General features: G+C 38.3%; 14 protein-coding genes and 1 pseudogene. 10 read left to right on the top strand and 5 right to left on the bottom strand.

Annotation, left to right across the window (positions count from 1 at the left end; translation table 11 throughout):
- Positions 1-58: 58 nt before the first annotated feature.
- The 10 genes and pseudogenes from BR30_RS0124725 (at position 59) to xerS (ending at position 8,355) form a co-directional block, all read left to right on the top strand.
- The gene (locus BR30_RS0124725) at positions 59-910 is read left to right on the top strand and encodes an aldo/keto reductase (RefSeq protein ID WP_026567346.1); all 852 of its coding nucleotides are present in this window, start codon (positions 59-61) and stop codon (positions 908-910) included.
- Between the two features lie 259 nt (positions 911-1,169).
- On the top strand, positions 1,170-1,586 hold the full coding sequence (locus BR30_RS0124720) for a (R)-mandelonitrile lyase (protein WP_026567345.1): 417 nt from the start codon (positions 1,170-1,172) through the stop codon (positions 1,584-1,586).
- A gap of 99 nt (positions 1,587-1,685) precedes the next feature.
- Positions 1,686-2,015 carry a carboxymuconolactone decarboxylase family protein gene (locus BR30_RS0124715; protein ID WP_026567344.1) on the top strand — a complete coding sequence of 110 codons (330 nt, stop codon included), beginning with the start codon at positions 1,686-1,688 and terminating at the stop codon, positions 2,013-2,015.
- Between the two features lie 24 nt (positions 2,016-2,039).
- Positions 2,040-2,783: an SDR family oxidoreductase gene (locus BR30_RS0124710; RefSeq protein ID WP_026567343.1), complete on the top strand. Its 744-nt coding sequence runs from the start codon at positions 2,040-2,042 to the stop codon at positions 2,781-2,783.
- A gap of 299 nt (positions 2,784-3,082) precedes the next feature.
- Positions 3,083-4,179, top strand: a pseudogene (locus tag BR30_RS34495) (MBL fold metallo-hydrolase).
- A gap of 28 nt (positions 4,180-4,207) precedes the next feature.
- The gene (locus tag BR30_RS0124700; protein ID WP_026567342.1) at positions 4,208-4,780 is read left to right on the top strand and encodes a histidine phosphatase family protein; all 573 of its coding nucleotides are present in this window, start codon (positions 4,208-4,210) and stop codon (positions 4,778-4,780) included.
- A gap of 66 nt (positions 4,781-4,846) precedes the next feature.
- Positions 4,847-5,179, top strand: a complete 333-nt coding sequence (locus BR30_RS0124695; protein ID WP_026567341.1) for a hypothetical protein — start codon at positions 4,847-4,849, stop codon at positions 5,177-5,179.
- A 136-nt stretch (positions 5,180-5,315) separates the two neighbouring features.
- Positions 5,316-5,690 (top strand): MerR family transcriptional regulator, encoded by a 375-nt coding sequence (locus BR30_RS0124690; protein ID WP_026567340.1) that lies wholly within the window; start codon positions 5,316-5,318, stop codon positions 5,688-5,690.
- Between the two features lie 211 nt (positions 5,691-5,901).
- Positions 5,902-7,035 carry an NADH-dependent flavin oxidoreductase gene (locus BR30_RS0124685; RefSeq protein ID WP_026567339.1) on the top strand — a complete coding sequence of 378 codons (1,134 nt, stop codon included), beginning with the start codon at positions 5,902-5,904 and terminating at the stop codon, positions 7,033-7,035.
- A gap of 231 nt (positions 7,036-7,266) precedes the next feature.
- Complete coding sequence (gene xerS / locus BR30_RS0124680) at positions 7,267-8,355, top strand: tyrosine recombinase XerS (RefSeq protein ID WP_026567338.1); 1,089 nt, start codon at positions 7,267-7,269, stop codon at positions 8,353-8,355.
- Positions 8,356-8,548: 193 nt separating this feature from the next.
- On the opposite strand, the gene BR30_RS0124675 is transcribed toward xerS, so the two are convergent.
- The 5 genes from BR30_RS0124675 to parE form a co-directional block, all read right to left on the bottom strand.
- On the bottom strand, positions 8,549-10,453 hold the full coding sequence (locus BR30_RS0124675; RefSeq protein WP_026567337.1) for an ABC transporter ATP-binding protein: 1,905 nt from the start codon (positions 10,451-10,453) through the stop codon (positions 8,549-8,551).
- Positions 10,450-12,177: an ABC transporter ATP-binding protein gene (locus tag BR30_RS0124670; RefSeq protein ID WP_026567336.1), complete on the bottom strand. Its 1,728-nt coding sequence runs from the start codon at positions 12,175-12,177 to the stop codon at positions 10,450-10,452. Before BR30_RS0124670 ends, BR30_RS0124675 begins: the two co-directional genes overlap by 4 nt.
- Before the next feature lie 202 nt (positions 12,178-12,379).
- Entirely contained in the window at positions 12,380-13,138 is a 759-nt protein-coding gene (locus BR30_RS0124665; RefSeq protein ID WP_026567335.1) for a hypothetical protein, read from the bottom strand.
- Positions 13,139-13,237: 99 nt separating this feature from the next.
- Positions 13,238-15,676, bottom strand: coding sequence for a DNA topoisomerase IV subunit A (gene parC, locus BR30_RS0124660; RefSeq protein WP_026567334.1), 2,439 nt, complete (start codon positions 15,674-15,676; stop codon positions 13,238-13,240).
- Positions 15,673-17,652, bottom strand: coding sequence for a DNA topoisomerase IV subunit B (parE, locus tag BR30_RS0124655; RefSeq protein WP_026567333.1), 1,980 nt, complete (start codon positions 17,650-17,652; stop codon positions 15,673-15,675). The genes parC and parE overlap by 4 nt, the downstream gene beginning before the upstream one ends.
- Positions 17,653-17,840 lie beyond the last annotated feature (188 nt).

The raw sequence follows: 17,840 nt of genomic DNA, 5'->3' as shown, positions 1-17,840 counted from the left end.
GCAAATAGAGTGGGAAAATAAAATACACTCAAAATTTAATTAACAGGAGGAATTTTTCATGCAAAAAGTAACATTAAACAACGGTGTTGAAATGCCAATTCTTGGCTTTGGGGTTTTTCAGATGCAGGATGAAAATGAATGTGAACAAGCTGTTTACGATGCGATAATGGCAGGATATCGTCTAATCGATACGGCTGCCTCTTATCTAAATGAAGAAGCAGTCGGCAGAGCAATCAAGCGGAGCGGTGTGCCAAGAGAGGAATTGTTCATCACAACAAAACTTTGGGTTCAGGATGCTGGTTATGAGAGCACAAAGAAAGCATTTGCCAATTCACTAAAAAGACTTAAATTGGATTATTTGGACTTGTATTTGATTCATCAGCCATTCGGCGATGTATATGGTTCTTGGCGAGCTATGGAGGAATTATACCGGGAAGGAAAAATCAAAGCTATCGGAGTAAGTAACTTCTATTCAGACCGCCTTATTGATTTAATCATTCATAATGAAGTTGTTCCTGCCGTAAATCAGGTTGAAACACATGTTTTCAATCAACAAATTGAAAGTCATAACTTTATGAAAGAGAACAATGTTCAGATTGAGTCTTGGGGACCGTTTGCTGAAGGGAAAAATAACATGTTCCAGAACGAAACTTTGGTATCAATTGCTGAAAATTATAATAAATCCGTTGCACAGGTGGTTTTACGTTGGTTAACACAAAGAGGCGTCGTTGCGATTCCAAAATCTGTTCGTAAGGAAAGAATCATCGAAAACTTCAATATCTTTGACTTTGAATTAAGCCAAGAAGATATGGAGAAAATTGCTACCTTAGATACGAAACAAAGCTTGTTCTTTTCACATCAAGACCCTGAAATGGTGAAATGGATCGGAACCCGTAAACTTGATATTTAATGTTCTTTTCTAATTCTGAGGTGAATCTACCCACCTAAATACTATTGTGCATTAAGGTGTGGAATCCATAAAAAAGCGTGTGATTTCTATACACGCTTTTTCCATTATAGACGGTGGAGTAGGAATAGAGGTTTCTGCAATCGGACTCGGTTGCATGGGTGTGATTTGAATAAAGCATTCTCAAATATCGAGATTCCGGAGATCACTATCCTCCAGAATACGAAATAGAATTAACAAATAGGAAAGGATGTTCTCTATTATGTCTAATATTCAAGATATAAGCGAAAGTGTAATCTTCCCGAAAGGTGTAAAAGTGCCGAATGACCATTTCATAGGGGCTGCATATCTTGAAATGCTAGTTCCAAATGACAATATCTTTAATTGCCCCATAGGTAATGTGACTTTTGAACCAGGGGCTAGAAATAATTGGCATAAGCATCCAGGTGGTCAGATTCTCCTCGTTACCGGTGGCAAAGGATATTATCAGGAAGAAGGCAAACCCGTACAAGAGCTTCACGAAGGTGATGTTATAAAGATCCTTCCTGAGGTAAAACATTGGCATGGTGCTACATCAGATAGCTGGTTTACACATCTCGCGATAAGTACGAATGTTCAAAAGGGAGAAACCGAATGGTTGGAACCCGTAACAGATGATGAATATAACAACTTAAAATAACACGAATTTTTTTCTGTGAGGTCACTGAAAGTTTTTATTTTTTACAGGCATCCAACTTAGCTAAATCCGAAGTAAGTAAAACGAAAGAAGGGATATAAAATGTCTAATTCTAAAGAACCTACTGTTGCACAGAAAAAGTTAGGAAATTTTGCGCCAAAGCTTGTGCAATTAACTGATGATGTTTTGTTTGGAGATGTATGGGCGCGCACGGAGCTTTCTCCGCGTGAACGCAGTTTAATTACCGTTGCTTCTTTATTAACTGGTGGAAATACAGAACAACTAAAATCCCATTTAAATTTAGCAAAACAAAACGGTCTTTCAGAAGAAGAACTTATTGAAGCAATGACTCATCTTGCTTTTTACGCAGGTTGGGCGAAGGCAATGTCAGCCATGACAGTTGCAAAAGAAGTATTCTCAAAAGAAAAATAAATAACGAAAGGATGTTTTATTAGTATGTCTAATATTCAAGATAAAGTCGTCATTATTACGGGTGCCTCTAGTGGGATTGGAGAAGCAACTGCAAAAGAACTTGCCTCCAAAGGCGCAAAACTTGTTCTTGCAGCACGCCGTGAAGACCGTTTAAAACATTTACAACAAGACATTCAAAATACTAGCGGTCAAGTAATATATAAAGTTACTGATGTGACTTCGCATGAACAAATGGAGGAACTCGCCGAGGTTGCTCTTAAAGAGTTTGGAAAAATCGATGTATTAGTCAATAATGCCGGAGTGATGCCACATTCATTTCTTTATAAGAAAATGATTGATGATTGGAACAAGATGATTGATGTCAATATTAAAGGAGTGCTTTACGGCATTGCTGCTGTTCTTCCAACAATGAGAGAACGTAAATCCGGTCATATTATTAATCTTTCTTCTGTAGCAGGACACTTTGTTGGTCCTGGGAGCACCGTTTACGCTGGAACTAAGTTCGCCGTGCGTGCTATTTCAGAAGGATTGCGTAAAGAAGAGGCTGGAAACAATATTCGTTCAACTATTATCTCACCAGGAGCGGTTCAGTCTGAATTAATTAATTTGATCACCGATATGGATTTAAAACCTGGAATTGATAAACTTTATGAAGATGTTGCCATTGATGCTGAAAGCATTGCCCGTGCCATTGCTTTTTCAATTGAACAACCTTCCGATGTAGCCATTAATGAGATGATTATTCGTCCTACAAGTCAAGAAAGGTAATGTTAACTTGAAAGGGTATGTAGTTAACTTGGATACAAAAGAGAGTTTATTTTACTCACATAGAGACCCTGCCATGGTAAAAGGGCTTGGTACTAGTAAATTTGATATCTAAAATTCTTAAGAACAAAAGAAACATAATGTAACAAGGCTGCCCTACATTTTTGGGGCGGCTTATCTTGTTTCTTAATTAATAATGGAGGCAGGGTGGTAGAATGTCGAATTTCGAAGAACTTACTACAACACAGAAACTGAACGGTCATGTTGTATCAAAATCTAAGAAAAGAATAATAAGGAAAATATTGATATCTTTATTGGTTTCTTTAGTTGTATTAGGAGTTGTCATTTCATTGTTTATAAACATACATCCAGCTTTCGGCGGTAACCCAAGTAAAGAACAAAAAGAGGTATATAATACGTTTGATAATTATGATAACGGGAAATTTGTCTATCGGGCATCAACAAAGATGAACGGGAGTGCATCTAATAGCCCCTCCACATTCGAGGACTCTAATTCAGGTGGTAAAGAACGCAATCCTGCTGGTCAAATTCCTGTTTCCGAGATTGATTGGAACAAAATTAATAGCAAAGATGATAGTTTATCCTGGTTTGGGCATTCTGCTTTTTTACTTAGTATCGATAATAAAAAGATACTCCTTGATCCCATGCTAGGTCCCATAGCTTCACCTGTTTCCTTTGTAGGACCTAAACGTTTCAGTGAAGATATGTTGGATATGATTGAAGAAATGCCTCCTATTGATGCTGTTTTTATTACGCACGATCATTACGACCATTTAGATTATCAATCTATAAAAAAGCTAAATAGCAAGGTCGGTCATTTCTTTGTTCCTTACGGTGTAAGTAATCATTTGATTCGATGGGGTGTCGCAAAAAAAAAATTACAGAACTTAATTGGTGGGATGAAACTGAGTTCCAGGGTTTAACCATTGCATTGACCCCATCTAAACATTTCTCAGGAAGAGGACCTTTTAATCGAGATTCAACCCTTTGGGGTGGTTGGGTCATTCTTGGAAAACAAACCCGTTTCTATACCAGTGGAGATGGCGGCTATGATACACATTTTAAGGAAATTGGCGATAAATACGGACCTTTTGATATCGCTTTAATAGAAGGCGGTCAATATGATAGACGCTGGTCATGGGCTCATATGTTTCCGGAAGAATCCGTACAGGCTAATATAGATGTAAAAGGCAAGCATATGTTGTTAATGCATTGGGGTGCCTTTACACTTGCGAATCATGGCTGGACAGAACCAATAGAACGAGCATTAAAAGCGGCAAAGAAAAATGATGTGATTCTCATCGCTCCACAAATTGGTGAAACTGTTCAATTGGATGGAAAGTTGTCTGTTCCTATTTCATCATGGTGGAAAAAGTAATTTTTAATATTCAATGAGGGGGATACAAATGATAAAGACGTTATATTTAATGAGACATGGACAAACATTATTTAATAAAAGAAGGAAAGTTCAAGGTTGGTGTGATTCACCTCTTACAGAGCTAGGTATTAAACAAGCGGAGATTGCTGCAAAGTATTTTAAAGAGCACAATATTGTTTTCGATCATGCTTATAGCTCAACATCCGAAAGAGCTTGTGACACTTTAGAAATTGTGACCGATATGCCTTATACAAGAGTAAAAGGATTAAAGGAATGGAATTTTGGATCTTTTGAAGGTGAAAGTGAAGATCTAAATCCATCACTTCCTTACGGTGATTTTTTTGCCAATTATGGCGGAGAAGAAGAAAAAGAATTTCAAAAAAGAGTTGCTGATACTTGTCAAAAAATAATGGAAGAAGACAATGAAGTGGTTTTAGCAGTATCCCACGGAGCAGCTTGTAGAAAATTTATGCAGTTTTGGGAACATACAAGTCCCATTACACAAAAAGAAAGAATTAGCAATTGTTGCATATTGAAATTTGAATATGAGAACAAAGAATTTAAACTAATTGAAATTATAAACCATAATTTTAATTGTTAAAAAATGGCGATCTACAAGATTCCTTAATTGTAGAAACGTAGGCTTGAAGGCTAGGGAGGACTACATGTGTTTGCACGGTTAAAAAACCTGTTTGCGATTAAAGGTTATTATCTATTCGTCATTTGTATGCTGCTTGTCGGTATCGGTATTTCCATTACTCAGCCCTACTTATCCTTGTATTTTATTGAAGATTTTGGAATGAGTGCAGGAGCTTTTGGCGTTTTTATGGCGATAAGTTCCTTAAGCGGAGTCCTGGTAAACTCACGTATTGCGAAACATTCTGATAGCGGTCTAGACCGAAAATGGTTGAAAAAGGAATGGGATAACTATAAAAAAGGAAAATTCGTAGTATTGGCGAGTTTTCCTTTTTTATTGCTTGACGAAACCAAATTAATATAAAAAATGTTAATGCGCCATAGAGAGACAAAATATAATCCCTTGACTTAGAGTACACTCTAAGTATTATCATACTTTGTGTTACAAATTAAAAATGAAGGAAGATATAGACATATCAGATTTAATGGAGGCGGTTAAATTGACATATTCTATTGGAGAATTTTCTAAAATCGTTGGTTTAAGCGAACATACCTTGAGATTTTATGAAAAGGAAGGATTAATAAAAGTAAACAGAGACGATAACAATGTCAGAATCTATTCGGATGAAAATAAATTGTGGATTGAATCATTGCTCCATCTAAAAAATACGGGGATGTCTCTAAAAGACATGAAGCAATTTGCCATGTGGGGGCATGTTGGGGATGAAACAATGGAAGATAGGTTAGCCCTACTTAAAAATCATCGAAAAAAAGTAGTGGAAGACTTTGAGAAGCTTCGTCAAAGTTTAGAGCATCTGGATAAAAAAATTAATTATTATGAAAATGAATTAGGAGACTGTTTCTCTACAAATTAAGTTACCAGTTGTTTTTTCTATTTGAGATTTTTTGATAAATCTCATACAGACGGCTTTCGCAATCATATTTTTATGGAAAAAAATACAAATGATAAAACACTGGCCTTAGAGTGCACTCCAAGGATTAATCTATTCTTGCACCAGTTGAACACATGAAGGGTCGATAAACCTTTACAAAATAATAAATAAACAAATAGAAAGAGGTTAAAAAATGAACACAAAATATAGCAACTTATTTGAATCACTTACATTTAACAATGGTATCACCATTAAAAATAGAGTCGTTATGGCTCCAATGACAACTTGGTCCAGTAATGATGATTACACCATTTCAGATGAAGAAGTGAACTATTATAAAAGAAGAGTCAACGGAGTAGGACTTGTTATCACTGGCTGTACTCATGTACAACCAAACGGGATAGGTTTTACGCATGAATTCGCAGCTTATGACGATAAATTTATTCCAAGTCTACGGAAATTGGCGGAAGCGGGGAAAAGTGGAGGAGCTCCTGCAATACTTCAGATTTTCCATGCAGGTAACAAAGCACTACCATCTTTAACTCCAAATGGTGAGGTGGTTAGTTCCAGTGCTGTAGAGACTGAAGCTACTGGATTTGCTCCTTCAGTTTTACCTAGAGAACTTTCACATGATGAAATAATGGAAGTGATTCATGCGTTTGGAGAAACAACAAGACGAGCGATTGAAGCTGGGTTTGATGGTGTTGAAGTTCATGGTGCACACGGTTTTTTACTGCAAAACTTCTTCTCTCCATTCTTCAATAGACGTGGGGATGAATGGGGTGGCTCTCTAGAAAATCGGTTGCGTTTCCCATTGGCAGTCGTACAGGAATTGAAAAATGTGATTAAGAAGCATGCAACAAAACCGTTTATTTTCGGCTACAGAATTTCACCTGACGAACATGAAGAAGGCGGTTTGAGAATGAAGGATACCTACGAATTAATTAATCGTCTTATCGAAGCAGATGTTGATTATGTACATGCTTCATTGGCTGATGCTCTTTCTTCAAAGCCAGTGGATAGTCAAGATGAAAAAACATATCTTGAATTAATTGTTGAACATGTAAACAGCAGAGTTCCTGTAATGGCTGCTGGTTCTATGGTAACTGCTGATCATGTTGCAATAGCATTAGGTAAGGGTCTATCCTTAGCAGCGGTTGGTCATGGATTAATCATGAATCCAGACTGGGTAGAAAAGGTTCAGAATGGAAAGGAAACTGAAATTAAGACGGCAATTAAGACTTCACAAGTGAGCTATATTGAGCTTCCAGAAAAACTTTGGGGGATAATTCAGGCTTCTGGTCCATGGTTTAAGATCGAAGATTAAACTCGAAAAGAAAAGTTATCATGTTTATATTAGAAAGGAATTTTATTATATACTAAAACCAGCAGAACAATAAAAGGAATCTAAAAATGCTGTCTCAAGTAGAAAGGAGGCAGTATTTTTTGATAAAGTTAGAATTATTTTAATACTTTAATCTTAAATATATAAACTGCGTAAAATATAAATTTGACGCAGTTATGTTGATTTAGTAAAATATAGAAGTGGGGTGATTTTATGGTAAATCAATCAAAGCAGCAACAATTTCAAAAACTTCAAACGCTGCTCAAAGAACTTCCTTGGTATGTAGACGAATATATTAATCATAAGTTACGTAAGCTTTCGACGGCTTCCTTATTTAATTACTGTCATGATTATAAAATCTTCTTTAACTGGATGATCAGCGAGCAAATGGTGTCAGGCACCGTCAAAGATATTCCTTTAGAGCGTTTAGAGCAACTGACCGTCTTGGAGGTTGAAGGTTTTTTAAACTATTTGCACTATCAATTAAATAATAAAGAACTTACCGTAAATCGGAAATTATCTGCTTTAAAATCACTGTTTAATTATTTACAAAACATTGCTGAAACACCTGACTTAAGGCCTTATATGAACCGTAATGTCATGGCGAAGATTGAATTTAATGAAGTAAAAGACAGCATGGAAACTAAGGCAACTAAGATGGAAGGTAAAATCCTTCTCGGAGATGAATATGAGAAATTTCGCTTATTTGTTGCGAATGAATATGGTGAAATAAATAAAGATAATAAAAAACTCTTTAACTTTTATCAATTAAATAAGGAACGTGATACAGCCATTGTCTCATTAATCTTAGGATCCGGGCTGCGTCTTTCGGAATTAGTTGGGATTGAATTAGACGATATTGATTATAGTAAGTATTGTGTCAGAGTAATCCGCAAAGGAAATAAAGAACAATTCGTTTATTTTAGCCAAGTGGCGATGGCTGACCTCCAAGAATATTTAGCAGTCAGAACTGCCAAATACAACGTTGATAAAAATGAAAAGGCCTTATTTGTTAGTGGCCCAACAGGTCCTAAAGTAAAATCGCGAAGATTAAAAGTTAGAGCTGTTGAAAATCTGATAGAAAAATATGCAACCGCATTTGGTAAACCATCGTTATCCGTACATAAGCTCCGGCATTCATTCGCAACCAGATATCATGCTGAAATTAATGATGTACCAAAATTAAGACGACAATTAGGTCATTCATCGATCCAAACGACGATGATCTATACGCATATTAAGAATGATGATTTAAAAATTGCTGTGGATAAAATGGATATGCCGAAAGAACAAATAGAATAAACAAAGACTGTCATTTTCATGGCAGTCTTTGTTTATGTTTTTTATCAGTTTACATAATATTATTATGGTAACTAAAATATAAAATATCTCAATTCCTAAGTATACTTAAGAAAATGAGACGGAACAAAATTTTTAATAAATTTTCATACAAAAAAGCATTCAGAAAGCTCCTAAGCTCCCTAAACGCATTCCTTTAACCCACATTTTTCATCGAATTGCTCCCTGTAAACTGACTATTATACAGGTCTGCATAAAAACCGCCTTGTTCTAGTAATTCCACATGTGTTCCTTTTTCTATTACACTTCCGTTATTCATTACTAGAATTAAATCAGCATCCCGAATCGTCGACAATCTATGAGCGATTACGAAGCTGGTCCTCCCTTTCATCAAGTGGTTCATCGCTTTTTGGATTTGAACCTCTGTTCGCGTATCGACACTGCTGGTCGCTTCATCCAGAATAAGGATCGCTGGATTAGCAAGGATCGCCCTAGCTATCGTTAACAGTTGTTTTTGCCCCTGAGAAATGTTGGACGCCTCTTCATTCAAAATCGTATCATACCCATCTGGCAGCGTTCGAATAAAGTGATCAGCGTTGGCCGCGCGAGCCGCTGCCACCACCTCTTCTTTGCTTGCTCCCTCTTTTCCATAGGCAATATTATCAAAAATCGTACTATTAAATAACCAAGTATCCTGAAGCACCATACCAAACAAACTCCTTAGATGTTCCCTTTTTAACTCTCTCGTATCTACTCCATCAATGAATATGCTGCCAGAATTAATTTCATAGAAACGCATCAGCAAGTTAATTAATGTGGTTTTGCCCGCTCCTGTTGGGCCGACAATCGCTACTGTCTGACCTGGTTTCACATCGATTTCCATATCTTTGATTAAAAGTTCATTTTCCTCGTAACCAAAACTTACATGGTCAAAGGTTACTTCACCTTTTGGACTAGTGATCACCTTCGCATCAACAGCTTCCGGCACCTCTTCTGTTTCATCCAAAATTTCAAAGACACGTTCGGCGCTTGCGATGGTGGATTGAATGACGTTTGCGATTGATGCGGTTTGAGCAATAGGTTGGGAAAATTGACGTGCATATTGGATAAATGCCTGTATATCACCAATTTCAATCGCCTTTTTCGTTACCAAGATTCCACCAACGACTGATACGAGAACATAGCCGATATTATTGATAAAACCCATCAGCGGCATGATCAACCCGGATACAAATTGTGCTTTCCAAGCGGATTGGTAGAGAGTTTCATTGATTCCCTCAAATGTTTCAATTGATTTCTGTTCGTGGCCAAAAACTTTGACTACTTTATGACCTGTATACATTTCTTCCACATGCCCATTTAATTGGCCTAATGATTTTTGTTGCCCTTTAAAATACTGTTGTGACTTTTTAGCGATCTTAGCAATCGCTACACCGCTTAGCGGAAGTGTCAAAATGACAATCAGCGTCATTAATGGACTAATCGACAGCATCATGATAATTACACCGATAATCGTAACAACGGAGGTAATCAGCTGGGTTAAGCTTTGCTGTAAGGTCGTACTAATATTATCGACATCATTAACCGCACGACTGAGAATTTCACCATGTGTACGTGAATCAAAGTATTTTAGCGGCAGCCGGTTCAATTTCTCCTCTACCTCTTTACGAAGATTGTAAACTGTCTTTTGCGCGACACCTGCCATAATATATTGTTGGATATAGGCAAATATTGCACTTAGAATATATAGGCCAATGAGTAAAATAATAATTTGACCGATATAATCAAAATCGATTTTAGCTCCAGGGATTCCTCTAAACTTCATCATCAAACCTTCAAATAACTTAGTAGTCGCCTTCCCCAATATTTTAGGGCTGACAATCGCAAAAATTGTACTGATAATGGCTGTAATTAAAACCGCTAAAAGCTGTAGTTTATATGGCTTCAAATAGCTGATAAGTCTATTTAGGGTCCCTTTAAAGTTCTTTGCTTTTTGGACAGGCATGCCCATTCCCATTGGGCCAAATCCGCCGCCTGGTCCAGGGCCAGGTTTTCTAGCTCCTGTCTCTTGCGTGTGGTTTTGATTGGAATCTTTACTCATGCGATTTCCTCCTCTGACAGCTGTGACATGACAATCTCGCGATAAACCGCACATGATTCCATTAATTCTTTGTGTTTCCCGATACCAGATATTTCACCGTTATCGAGAACAATAATCTGATCAGCGTCGATTATAGTACTAACACGCTGAGCTACAATGAGTACCGTTGAGTTCCCCGTTTCGTTTTTAAGGGCAGCACGAAGTTTTGCATCGGTTTTAAAGTCCAATGCAGAGAAGCTGTCATCAAATATATAGATTTCCGGCTTTCGTACCAGGGCTCGTGCAATCGACAATCGCTGTTTTTGCCCTCCGGAAACGTTTGTTCCCCCTTGGGAGATTACCGCATTAAAGCCTTCTGGCATGTTTGAAATAAATTCTTTCGCTTGCGCCACTTCTGCGGCATGATCAACCTCTTCTGCTGTTGCATTTTCTTTTCCATAGCGGATGTTCTCTGCAATTGTTCCGGTGAAAAGGACGGATTGCTGTGGGACAAACCCTATCTTTTCACGAAGTTTTTCTTGTGCCATATCCCTGACATCTATCCCATCGACAAGGACTTTACCGCTATCGACATCATAAAAACGTGGAATTAAGTTAATAAGTGTTGATTTTCCTGAACCGGTTCCGCCAATTATTGCCGTTACTTCACCAGGTTTAGTAGAAAAAGAGATATTTGAAATTGCCGGCATTTCCGCGCCTGGATAACTGAATGTTACGTCTTGAAACTCAACAAAGCCTTTTATTCCATCCTCTACTTTTGACGAGGATGGATCTTTAATATCTGCTTGTGTTTCCAGTACTTCATTGATTCGAACGGCAGAGACCGATGCTCTGGGGATCATGACAAACATCATCGACAGCATAATGAATGAAAACATAATTTGCATCGCATATTGGATAAACGCCATCATATCTCCGACCTGCATATGGCCATTACTAATCCGCAGTCCGCCAAACCAGACAATCGCGACCGAGGAAAGGTTAAGGACCACCATCATAATCGGCATCATCGCTGCCATAATTTTATTTACTTTAATGGCTGTTTCGGTTAAATCCCAGTTCGCTTCATCAAAACGCTTCTTCTCATGCTCCACTCGGTTAAAAGAGCGAATGACACGAATCCCGGTTAAGTTTTCACGTAAAACCCGATTGAGATTATCTAACTTTATTTGCATCGCTTTAAAAAGTGGAATCCCTTTTCTTGCAATGATCACGATTGCCAGCACGAGAACAGGCAGAGCAACAGCAAGAACTAAGGTAAGTTTCGCATCTTTTGAATACGCCATGATGATCCCGCCAATACACATCATCGGTGCCATCGCCATCATTCGGAGCATCATCACTAATACCTGCTGGATCTGAGTTATATCGTTGGTTGTTCTAGTAATCAGCGAGGCTGTTCCTAGCTGATCAAACTCATGCAGTGAAAAGTTTCCAACGTGTGAGAAAATTTTGCTTCGTAATAACTTTCCAAAGCCTGAGGCTGCTTTTGCTGAGTAGAAACTAGCAGCAATCGAACAAATCATCCCCCCTGCCGCCACAAGCAGCATAAAACCGCCAATTTTCCATATGTAGCCCGAGTCTCCTTTGACAACCCCTTTATCAACGATATCGGACATTAACGTTGGCAAATATAATTCTGATAATGATTGTAAGAGGACAAGACCTAAAACCAGATAAATGGCTAATTGAAATGGTTTTAGAAATTTGGTTAATTTAATCAATATCCTTCAACTCCGTTTTTTAATTGATTAAGAGTAACTGTAGCTTATTTTTATGAACTAAATATGAACAATTGATATGAAATTAGTTTTTTTATCCAACTCCCTTGATAAATTTGGCAAGAATAAGTATATTCTCGTCTGGAAATCTCGTCAAATTTTTGCAAAATAAAAACACAGGATCTCCTGTGTCGATATAATACAGCTATTTATTCCGTTCTTTATGAACAACTATCCGAATTAACTTCCACTGACCTTGGTTAAATGACCAAGTTGAATCAACAGAAGCAATCACGTCAGCATTGGCAATCCCGGTAATCCGCTGTTCACCTAGTAACCCCACTTGGTTGTTCTCTATAGGTATAGGTTGGAGACGGTTAAATGGATTAACGGTTAACTCAGTCGGCTCATTTAGCTTCCCATGATTATATAATCCAAGTTTTTTATAATACTTCTGACGGTCCTTTAAATCAAACAGATAAGACTTTCCTGTTTTGGCGAGTTTAATCTCTGCTTTATATCCATGAAGAAAATGGCTATCCATTTCAAGTGGTTCTGGCAGAATTAGTTTCGTCTGTTCAAAATTCCTAATTGAATAGGAGTAATTCTGAACAGTTCGCTCATTCCCCCCTTTCAACACACTTGCAAATAGGTCTTTCACTCCATCATTGTTTAAATCTACAAGTTCCAATGCCGCCTTAGAACCACTATTTAGAGGAATGGTGTATTTCTTTCCGTGTGAAGCATTAATTTCAATATAGATTTTCTCCAAAAATGCCTCCTCTTTCTGATAAGGAACCCCCTTTAAAAGTATTTCTTCCTCTTTTCCGTCACCGGTAATATCTGCTTTTTCATTTGAAATAGTGATTATTTTTGTCGTTTCCTCAATCGCATATACCCCAGTAATTGCAGTAAGTGACATGAGAAAAAATGAAACAATGACCAAAATCATCTCTTTTTTCATCCATGAACCCCCCCAGAAACTCTATTACTTGTTAGTATGACCAGTTTTGGAAAAAAGATGAAAAAGGACACTCTAATTTTTAGAGTGTCCCGTAAACATTTATTCACTAGGTTTTTCCGGTGCAGATACTTTCCAAACAGTGGTAACCTTTCCGTTTTCCTCTTCATCCAGAATAAATGAACCATTGGAATATCGGTCACTGTAGTGAATATCAATTGTATTAAGTTCCTCGAGATGTCCTTTTTCCGTGTGGATAAAAATCACATCTTGCTCATTGGCAATTTCAAATCCCGCAATGCGGTGTGGATTTGATTTGAGCTCTCTTAAAATTACTACGCCGCGTTTGGCACGAGTAGCTTTTTCAAATTCTTTCATTTTCATTCTCTTTACAGCTCCACGCTGTGTAGCGATAACGATTGTTTCGTTACTGTCTGGATGAATGATTTTTCCACCAATCACGAAATCATCATCTTTTAAATTGATCCCTTTCACACCTGCAGCACGAGCACCAACAATACTAATTTCTTCTTCATGAAACCATAATGAATATCCTAAGTGGGTAATCAAGAATAATTCTTTTGTTCCATCGGTTAAATGAACATCAATTACTTGATCATCATCTTTTAGGTTGATACCAACAAGAGGTTTAGAATATCGTTGTGCTTTGTATTGTTTTAACTCCGTTTTCTTGGCCATGCCATTTTTCGTGACAAAGACAAGGAATAGATCAGCCTCAAAGTCCTTGACTGGAATCGCTTGGATGATTTCTTCATCACGGTCAATTGGAATGATATTAGCAACATGTTGTCCAAGGTCTTTCCAGCGGATATCTGGCAGCTCATGAACAGGACAGAATAAGTAGTTTCCTTTATTTGTGAAGAGAAGCAGGACATCCTTCGTATTCATTTCGAGTTGCGCTAATAAACGGTCTGAATCCTTCATTGCTAGATCCTGACCATTGGAAGCCGCATAGGAACGAGTACTTGTCCGTTTTACGTATCCTTGTTTCGTAATCGTTACAATAACATCTTCACTTGGGACAGTTACTTCCAGATTGATTTTCAATTCTTCAATTTCTGCTTCAATCTTTGAACGACGTTCATCTGCAAAACGTTTTTTGACGTCTCTTAATTCTTTTTTAATCACAGAGAAAAGAGTTTTCTCACTTGCTAAAATGCTTGTAAGCTCTTCGATCTTCTTCGCTAACTCTTCCGCTTCCTGTCTTAGGGCAGTGATATCGGTGTTTGTTAAACGATATAGCTGTAAGGAAACAATTGCTTCTGATTGCGGCTCTGTAAAGGCAAATTTTGCGATCAAATTGTCCTTCGCGTCTCGTTTGTCCTTAGATGCACGAATGGTAGCAATCACTTCGTCAAGGATTGATAAAGCCTTCATCAGACCTTCAACGATATGCTGTCGTTCTCTGGCTTTATTAAGATCATATTGGGACCTTCTGGTGACAACTTCTTTTTGGTGCTCGATATAAGCATCCAATAATTCTCTAAGTCCCATTAATTTTGGACGTTTCTTGTGAATCGCAACCATATTAAAATTATAGGTTACTTGAAGATCACTATTTTTATATAAATAGTTTAAGACTCCTGCCGCATCTGCATCTTTCTTCAGTTCAATGACAATTCTGAGACCTGTCCGGTCTGTTTCATCGCGGATTTCTGAAATTCCTTCCACTTTACGATCGAGACGGAACTCATCCATTTTTTTGACGAGATTGGCTTTATTCACCTCATACGGAATTTCCGTAATAACGATTTGCTGCTTACCGCCACGAACCTCTTCAATGTCAGCTTTGCTGCGGACAATAATTTTTCCTTTACCAGTTTCATAGGCTTTTTTAATTCCATCAATTCCTTGAATGATACCGCCAGTTGGGAAATCTGGTCCTTTGACAATCGTCATGAGTTCCTCAACGGAACAATCTGGATGGTCCATTCTCTTGATAACCCCGTCAATGACTTCGCCAAGGTGATGTGGAGGAATATCTGTTGCATACCCCGCAGAGATTCCTGTTGATCCATTGACAAGCAGGTTTGGGAACATCGCAGGCAAAACCGTTGGCTCTTTTGAAGTATCATCAAAGTTAGGAATAAATTCGACCGTATCTTTTTCGATATCACGCATTAATTCTGCAGCAATAGCGGATAGCCTTGCTTCTGTATAACGCATCGCAGCAGGCGGGTCACCATCGACGCTGCCGTTGTTTCCATGCATTTGGACGAGAACATTTCTAACCTTCCAATCCTGACTCATCCGTACCATTGCCTCATACACAGATGAATCACCATGTGGATGGTAGTTACCAATAACGTTACCGACAGTTTTCGCAGATTTACGAAAACCTTTATCGTGCGTATTTCCTTCAAAATGCATTGCATAAAGAATTCTCCGCTGCACCGGTTTTAAACCGTCACGTGCATCCGGAAGAGCTCGTTCTTGAATAATATATTTACTATATCGACCAAAACGATCACCAATTACATCTTCTAGAGGCAAGTCACGGAATTTTTCATTTGTACTCATCCTTCAGAACCCTCCTCGGAGACCGTAATATTTTCATTTTCTAAAATTGTGTCATCCTCTTCTAAGCCAAATGCTACATTACTTTCTATCCATTTGCGGCGCGGTTCCACCTTATCACCCATCAGAGTGGTTACCCGGCGTTCCGCTCTTGCAGCATCATCAATTTTCACACGAATCAAAGTGCGTGTTTCTGGATCCATCGTTGTATCCCAAAGTTGGTCGGCGTTCATTTCGCCCAGTCCTTTATAACGTTGAATGATATAGCCTCTGCCAACTTTTTTTATAGCATCCTGGAGATCATCATCACTCCATGCGTATTCAATGATTTCCTTTTTGCCTGTCCCTTTACTCACCTTATACAGCGGCGGCAGGGCAATAAACACTTTTCCTGCTTCTAACAATGGCTTCATATAGCGATAAAAGAAAGTAAGCAGTAGAACTTGAATATGTGCTCCATCTGTATCGGCATCGGTCATAATGACAATTTTGTCATAATTGATGTCTTCCACACTGAAATCGGAACCAACTCCACCGCCGATGGCATGGATAATCGTATTGATTTCTTCATTCTTAAAAATATCAGCAAGCTTAGCTTTTTCGGTATTAATGACTTTACCTCTTAGTGGAAGGACTGCTTGAAAACGTCGATCACGTCCCTGTTTCGCTGAACCTCCTGCGGAATCACCCTCCACCAGGTAGAGTTCGTTCCTTTGCGGATTTCGTGATTGGGCGGGTGTTAGTTTACCAGACAAAACAGCATCCGAACGCTTGCGTTTTTTTCCGCTACGAGCGTCCTCACGTGCTTTTCTGGCCGCCTCTCTTGCTTGATAGGCTTTGATCGATTTTTTGATAAGCAGGGAGCTAATATCAGGGTTCTCTTCTAGAAAATAGGAGAGGTGCTCAGAAACAACTGAATCGACGGCTGACCTAGCTTCACTTGTTCCCAATTTCCCTTTTGTTTGTCCTTCAAACTGGAGCAATTCTTCCGGGATTCGAACGGAGATAATTGCCGATAATCCTTCGCGGATATCTGCACCATCAAGGTTTTTGTCTTTGTCTTTTAAGAATGAAACCTTACGAGCATAATCATTAAATACCCTCGTCATCGCTGTTTTTGCCCCGGCCTCATGGGTACCGCCATCTCTTGTACGGACATTATTTACAAAGGAGAGGACATTTTCTGAATAACCATCATTAAATTGAAAGGCAAAATCCACTTCAATTCCATGCTGAGAACCCTCTAAACTGACAACTGGATGGAGGACATCCTTCTCTTCGTTTAAATAGGCAACGAACGCTTCAATCCCATTTTCATAATGAAAGACTTCATGGAAATCATTTCGGTCATCGATAATTTCGATTTTCAAACCTTTTAACAAGAAGGCTGACTCCCTTAACCTCTCACATAACGTTTCGAAATTAAAAGTGGTCGTTGAAAAAATAGTTGGATCTGGTTTGAAATGAATCGTTGTTCCCGTTTGATTGGTTTTGCCGATTTTTTCGAGGGTAGTTGCGGGTTTCCCTCCATTTTCAAAACGCTGTTCATATACGAAACCGTCTCTTTTGATGGTGACAGTTAACCATTCTGATAAGGCATTAACAACAGATGCACCCACTCCGTGCAAACCACCGCTTGTTTTATAACCGCCTTGGCCGAACTTTCCGCCGGCATGAAGCACGGTCAAGATAACCTCTGGTGTCGGTTTCCCCATTTTGTGCATACCAGTAGGCATTCCGCGTCCACGGTCATTGACACTAATTGAATTATCTTTATGAATTTTGACAATGATTTGATCACCAAATCCACCAAGTGCTTCATCGACAGAATTGTCGACAATCTCATAAACAAGATGGTGAAGACCGCGTGAATCGGTGCTGCCAATGTACATTCCTGGTCGTTTCCTAACCGCCTCAAGACCCTCTAGTACCTGTATGGCATCATCATTATAATCAAAAACTTGCTGATTCCTTGCCACTAAAATACCCCTTTCATTCCCTACAAAAAGAAGTATCCTTCTAATTGCTCATGAACTAATTGATTAGTCATTCTTTATATTATCTTTTTATAAAATTAAAAATAGAACCAATGTTTGCCGCTTCTTATTTTAACATAAATCTTGCGGCGTCTATGCTATATTGTAGCGATTTATTTCGATTTAGCAAA

It is taken from the genome of Bacillus sp. UNC41MFS5 (genome assembly GCF_000686805.1).
This window is presented reverse-complemented; position numbering and strand designations above follow the sequence as displayed.

What these genes read in the sequence shown, in the direction of transcription:
- BR30_RS0124725 (WP_026567346.1), top strand. Translation starts at nt 59, where the DNA reads ATGCAAAAAGTAACATTAAACAACGGTGTTGAAATGCCAATTCTTGGC.
- BR30_RS0124720 (WP_026567345.1), top strand. Translation starts at nt 1,170, where the DNA reads ATGTCTAATATTCAAGATATAAGCGAAAGTGTAATCTTCCCGAAAGGT.
- BR30_RS0124715 (WP_026567344.1), top strand. Translation starts at nt 1,686, where the DNA reads ATGTCTAATTCTAAAGAACCTACTGTTGCACAGAAAAAGTTAGGAAAT.
- BR30_RS0124710 (WP_026567343.1), top strand. Translation starts at nt 2,040, where the DNA reads ATGTCTAATATTCAAGATAAAGTCGTCATTATTACGGGTGCCTCTAGT.
- BR30_RS0124700 (WP_026567342.1), top strand. Translation starts at nt 4,208, where the DNA reads ATGATAAAGACGTTATATTTAATGAGACATGGACAAACATTATTTAAT.
- BR30_RS0124685 (WP_026567339.1), top strand. Translation starts at nt 5,902, where the DNA reads ATGAACACAAAATATAGCAACTTATTTGAATCACTTACATTTAACAAT.
- xerS (WP_026567338.1), top strand. Translation starts at nt 7,267, where the DNA reads ATGGTAAATCAATCAAAGCAGCAACAATTTCAAAAACTTCAAACGCTG.
- BR30_RS0124675 (WP_026567337.1), bottom strand. Translation starts at nt 10,453, where the DNA reads ATGAGTAAAGATTCCAATCAAAACCACACGCAAGAGACAGGAGCTAGA.
- BR30_RS0124665 (WP_026567335.1), bottom strand. Translation starts at nt 13,138, where the DNA reads ATGAAAAAAGAGATGATTTTGGTCATTGTTTCATTTTTTCTCATGTCA.
- parC (WP_026567334.1), bottom strand. Translation starts at nt 15,676, where the DNA reads ATGAGTACAAATGAAAAATTCCGTGACTTGCCTCTAGAAGATGTAATT.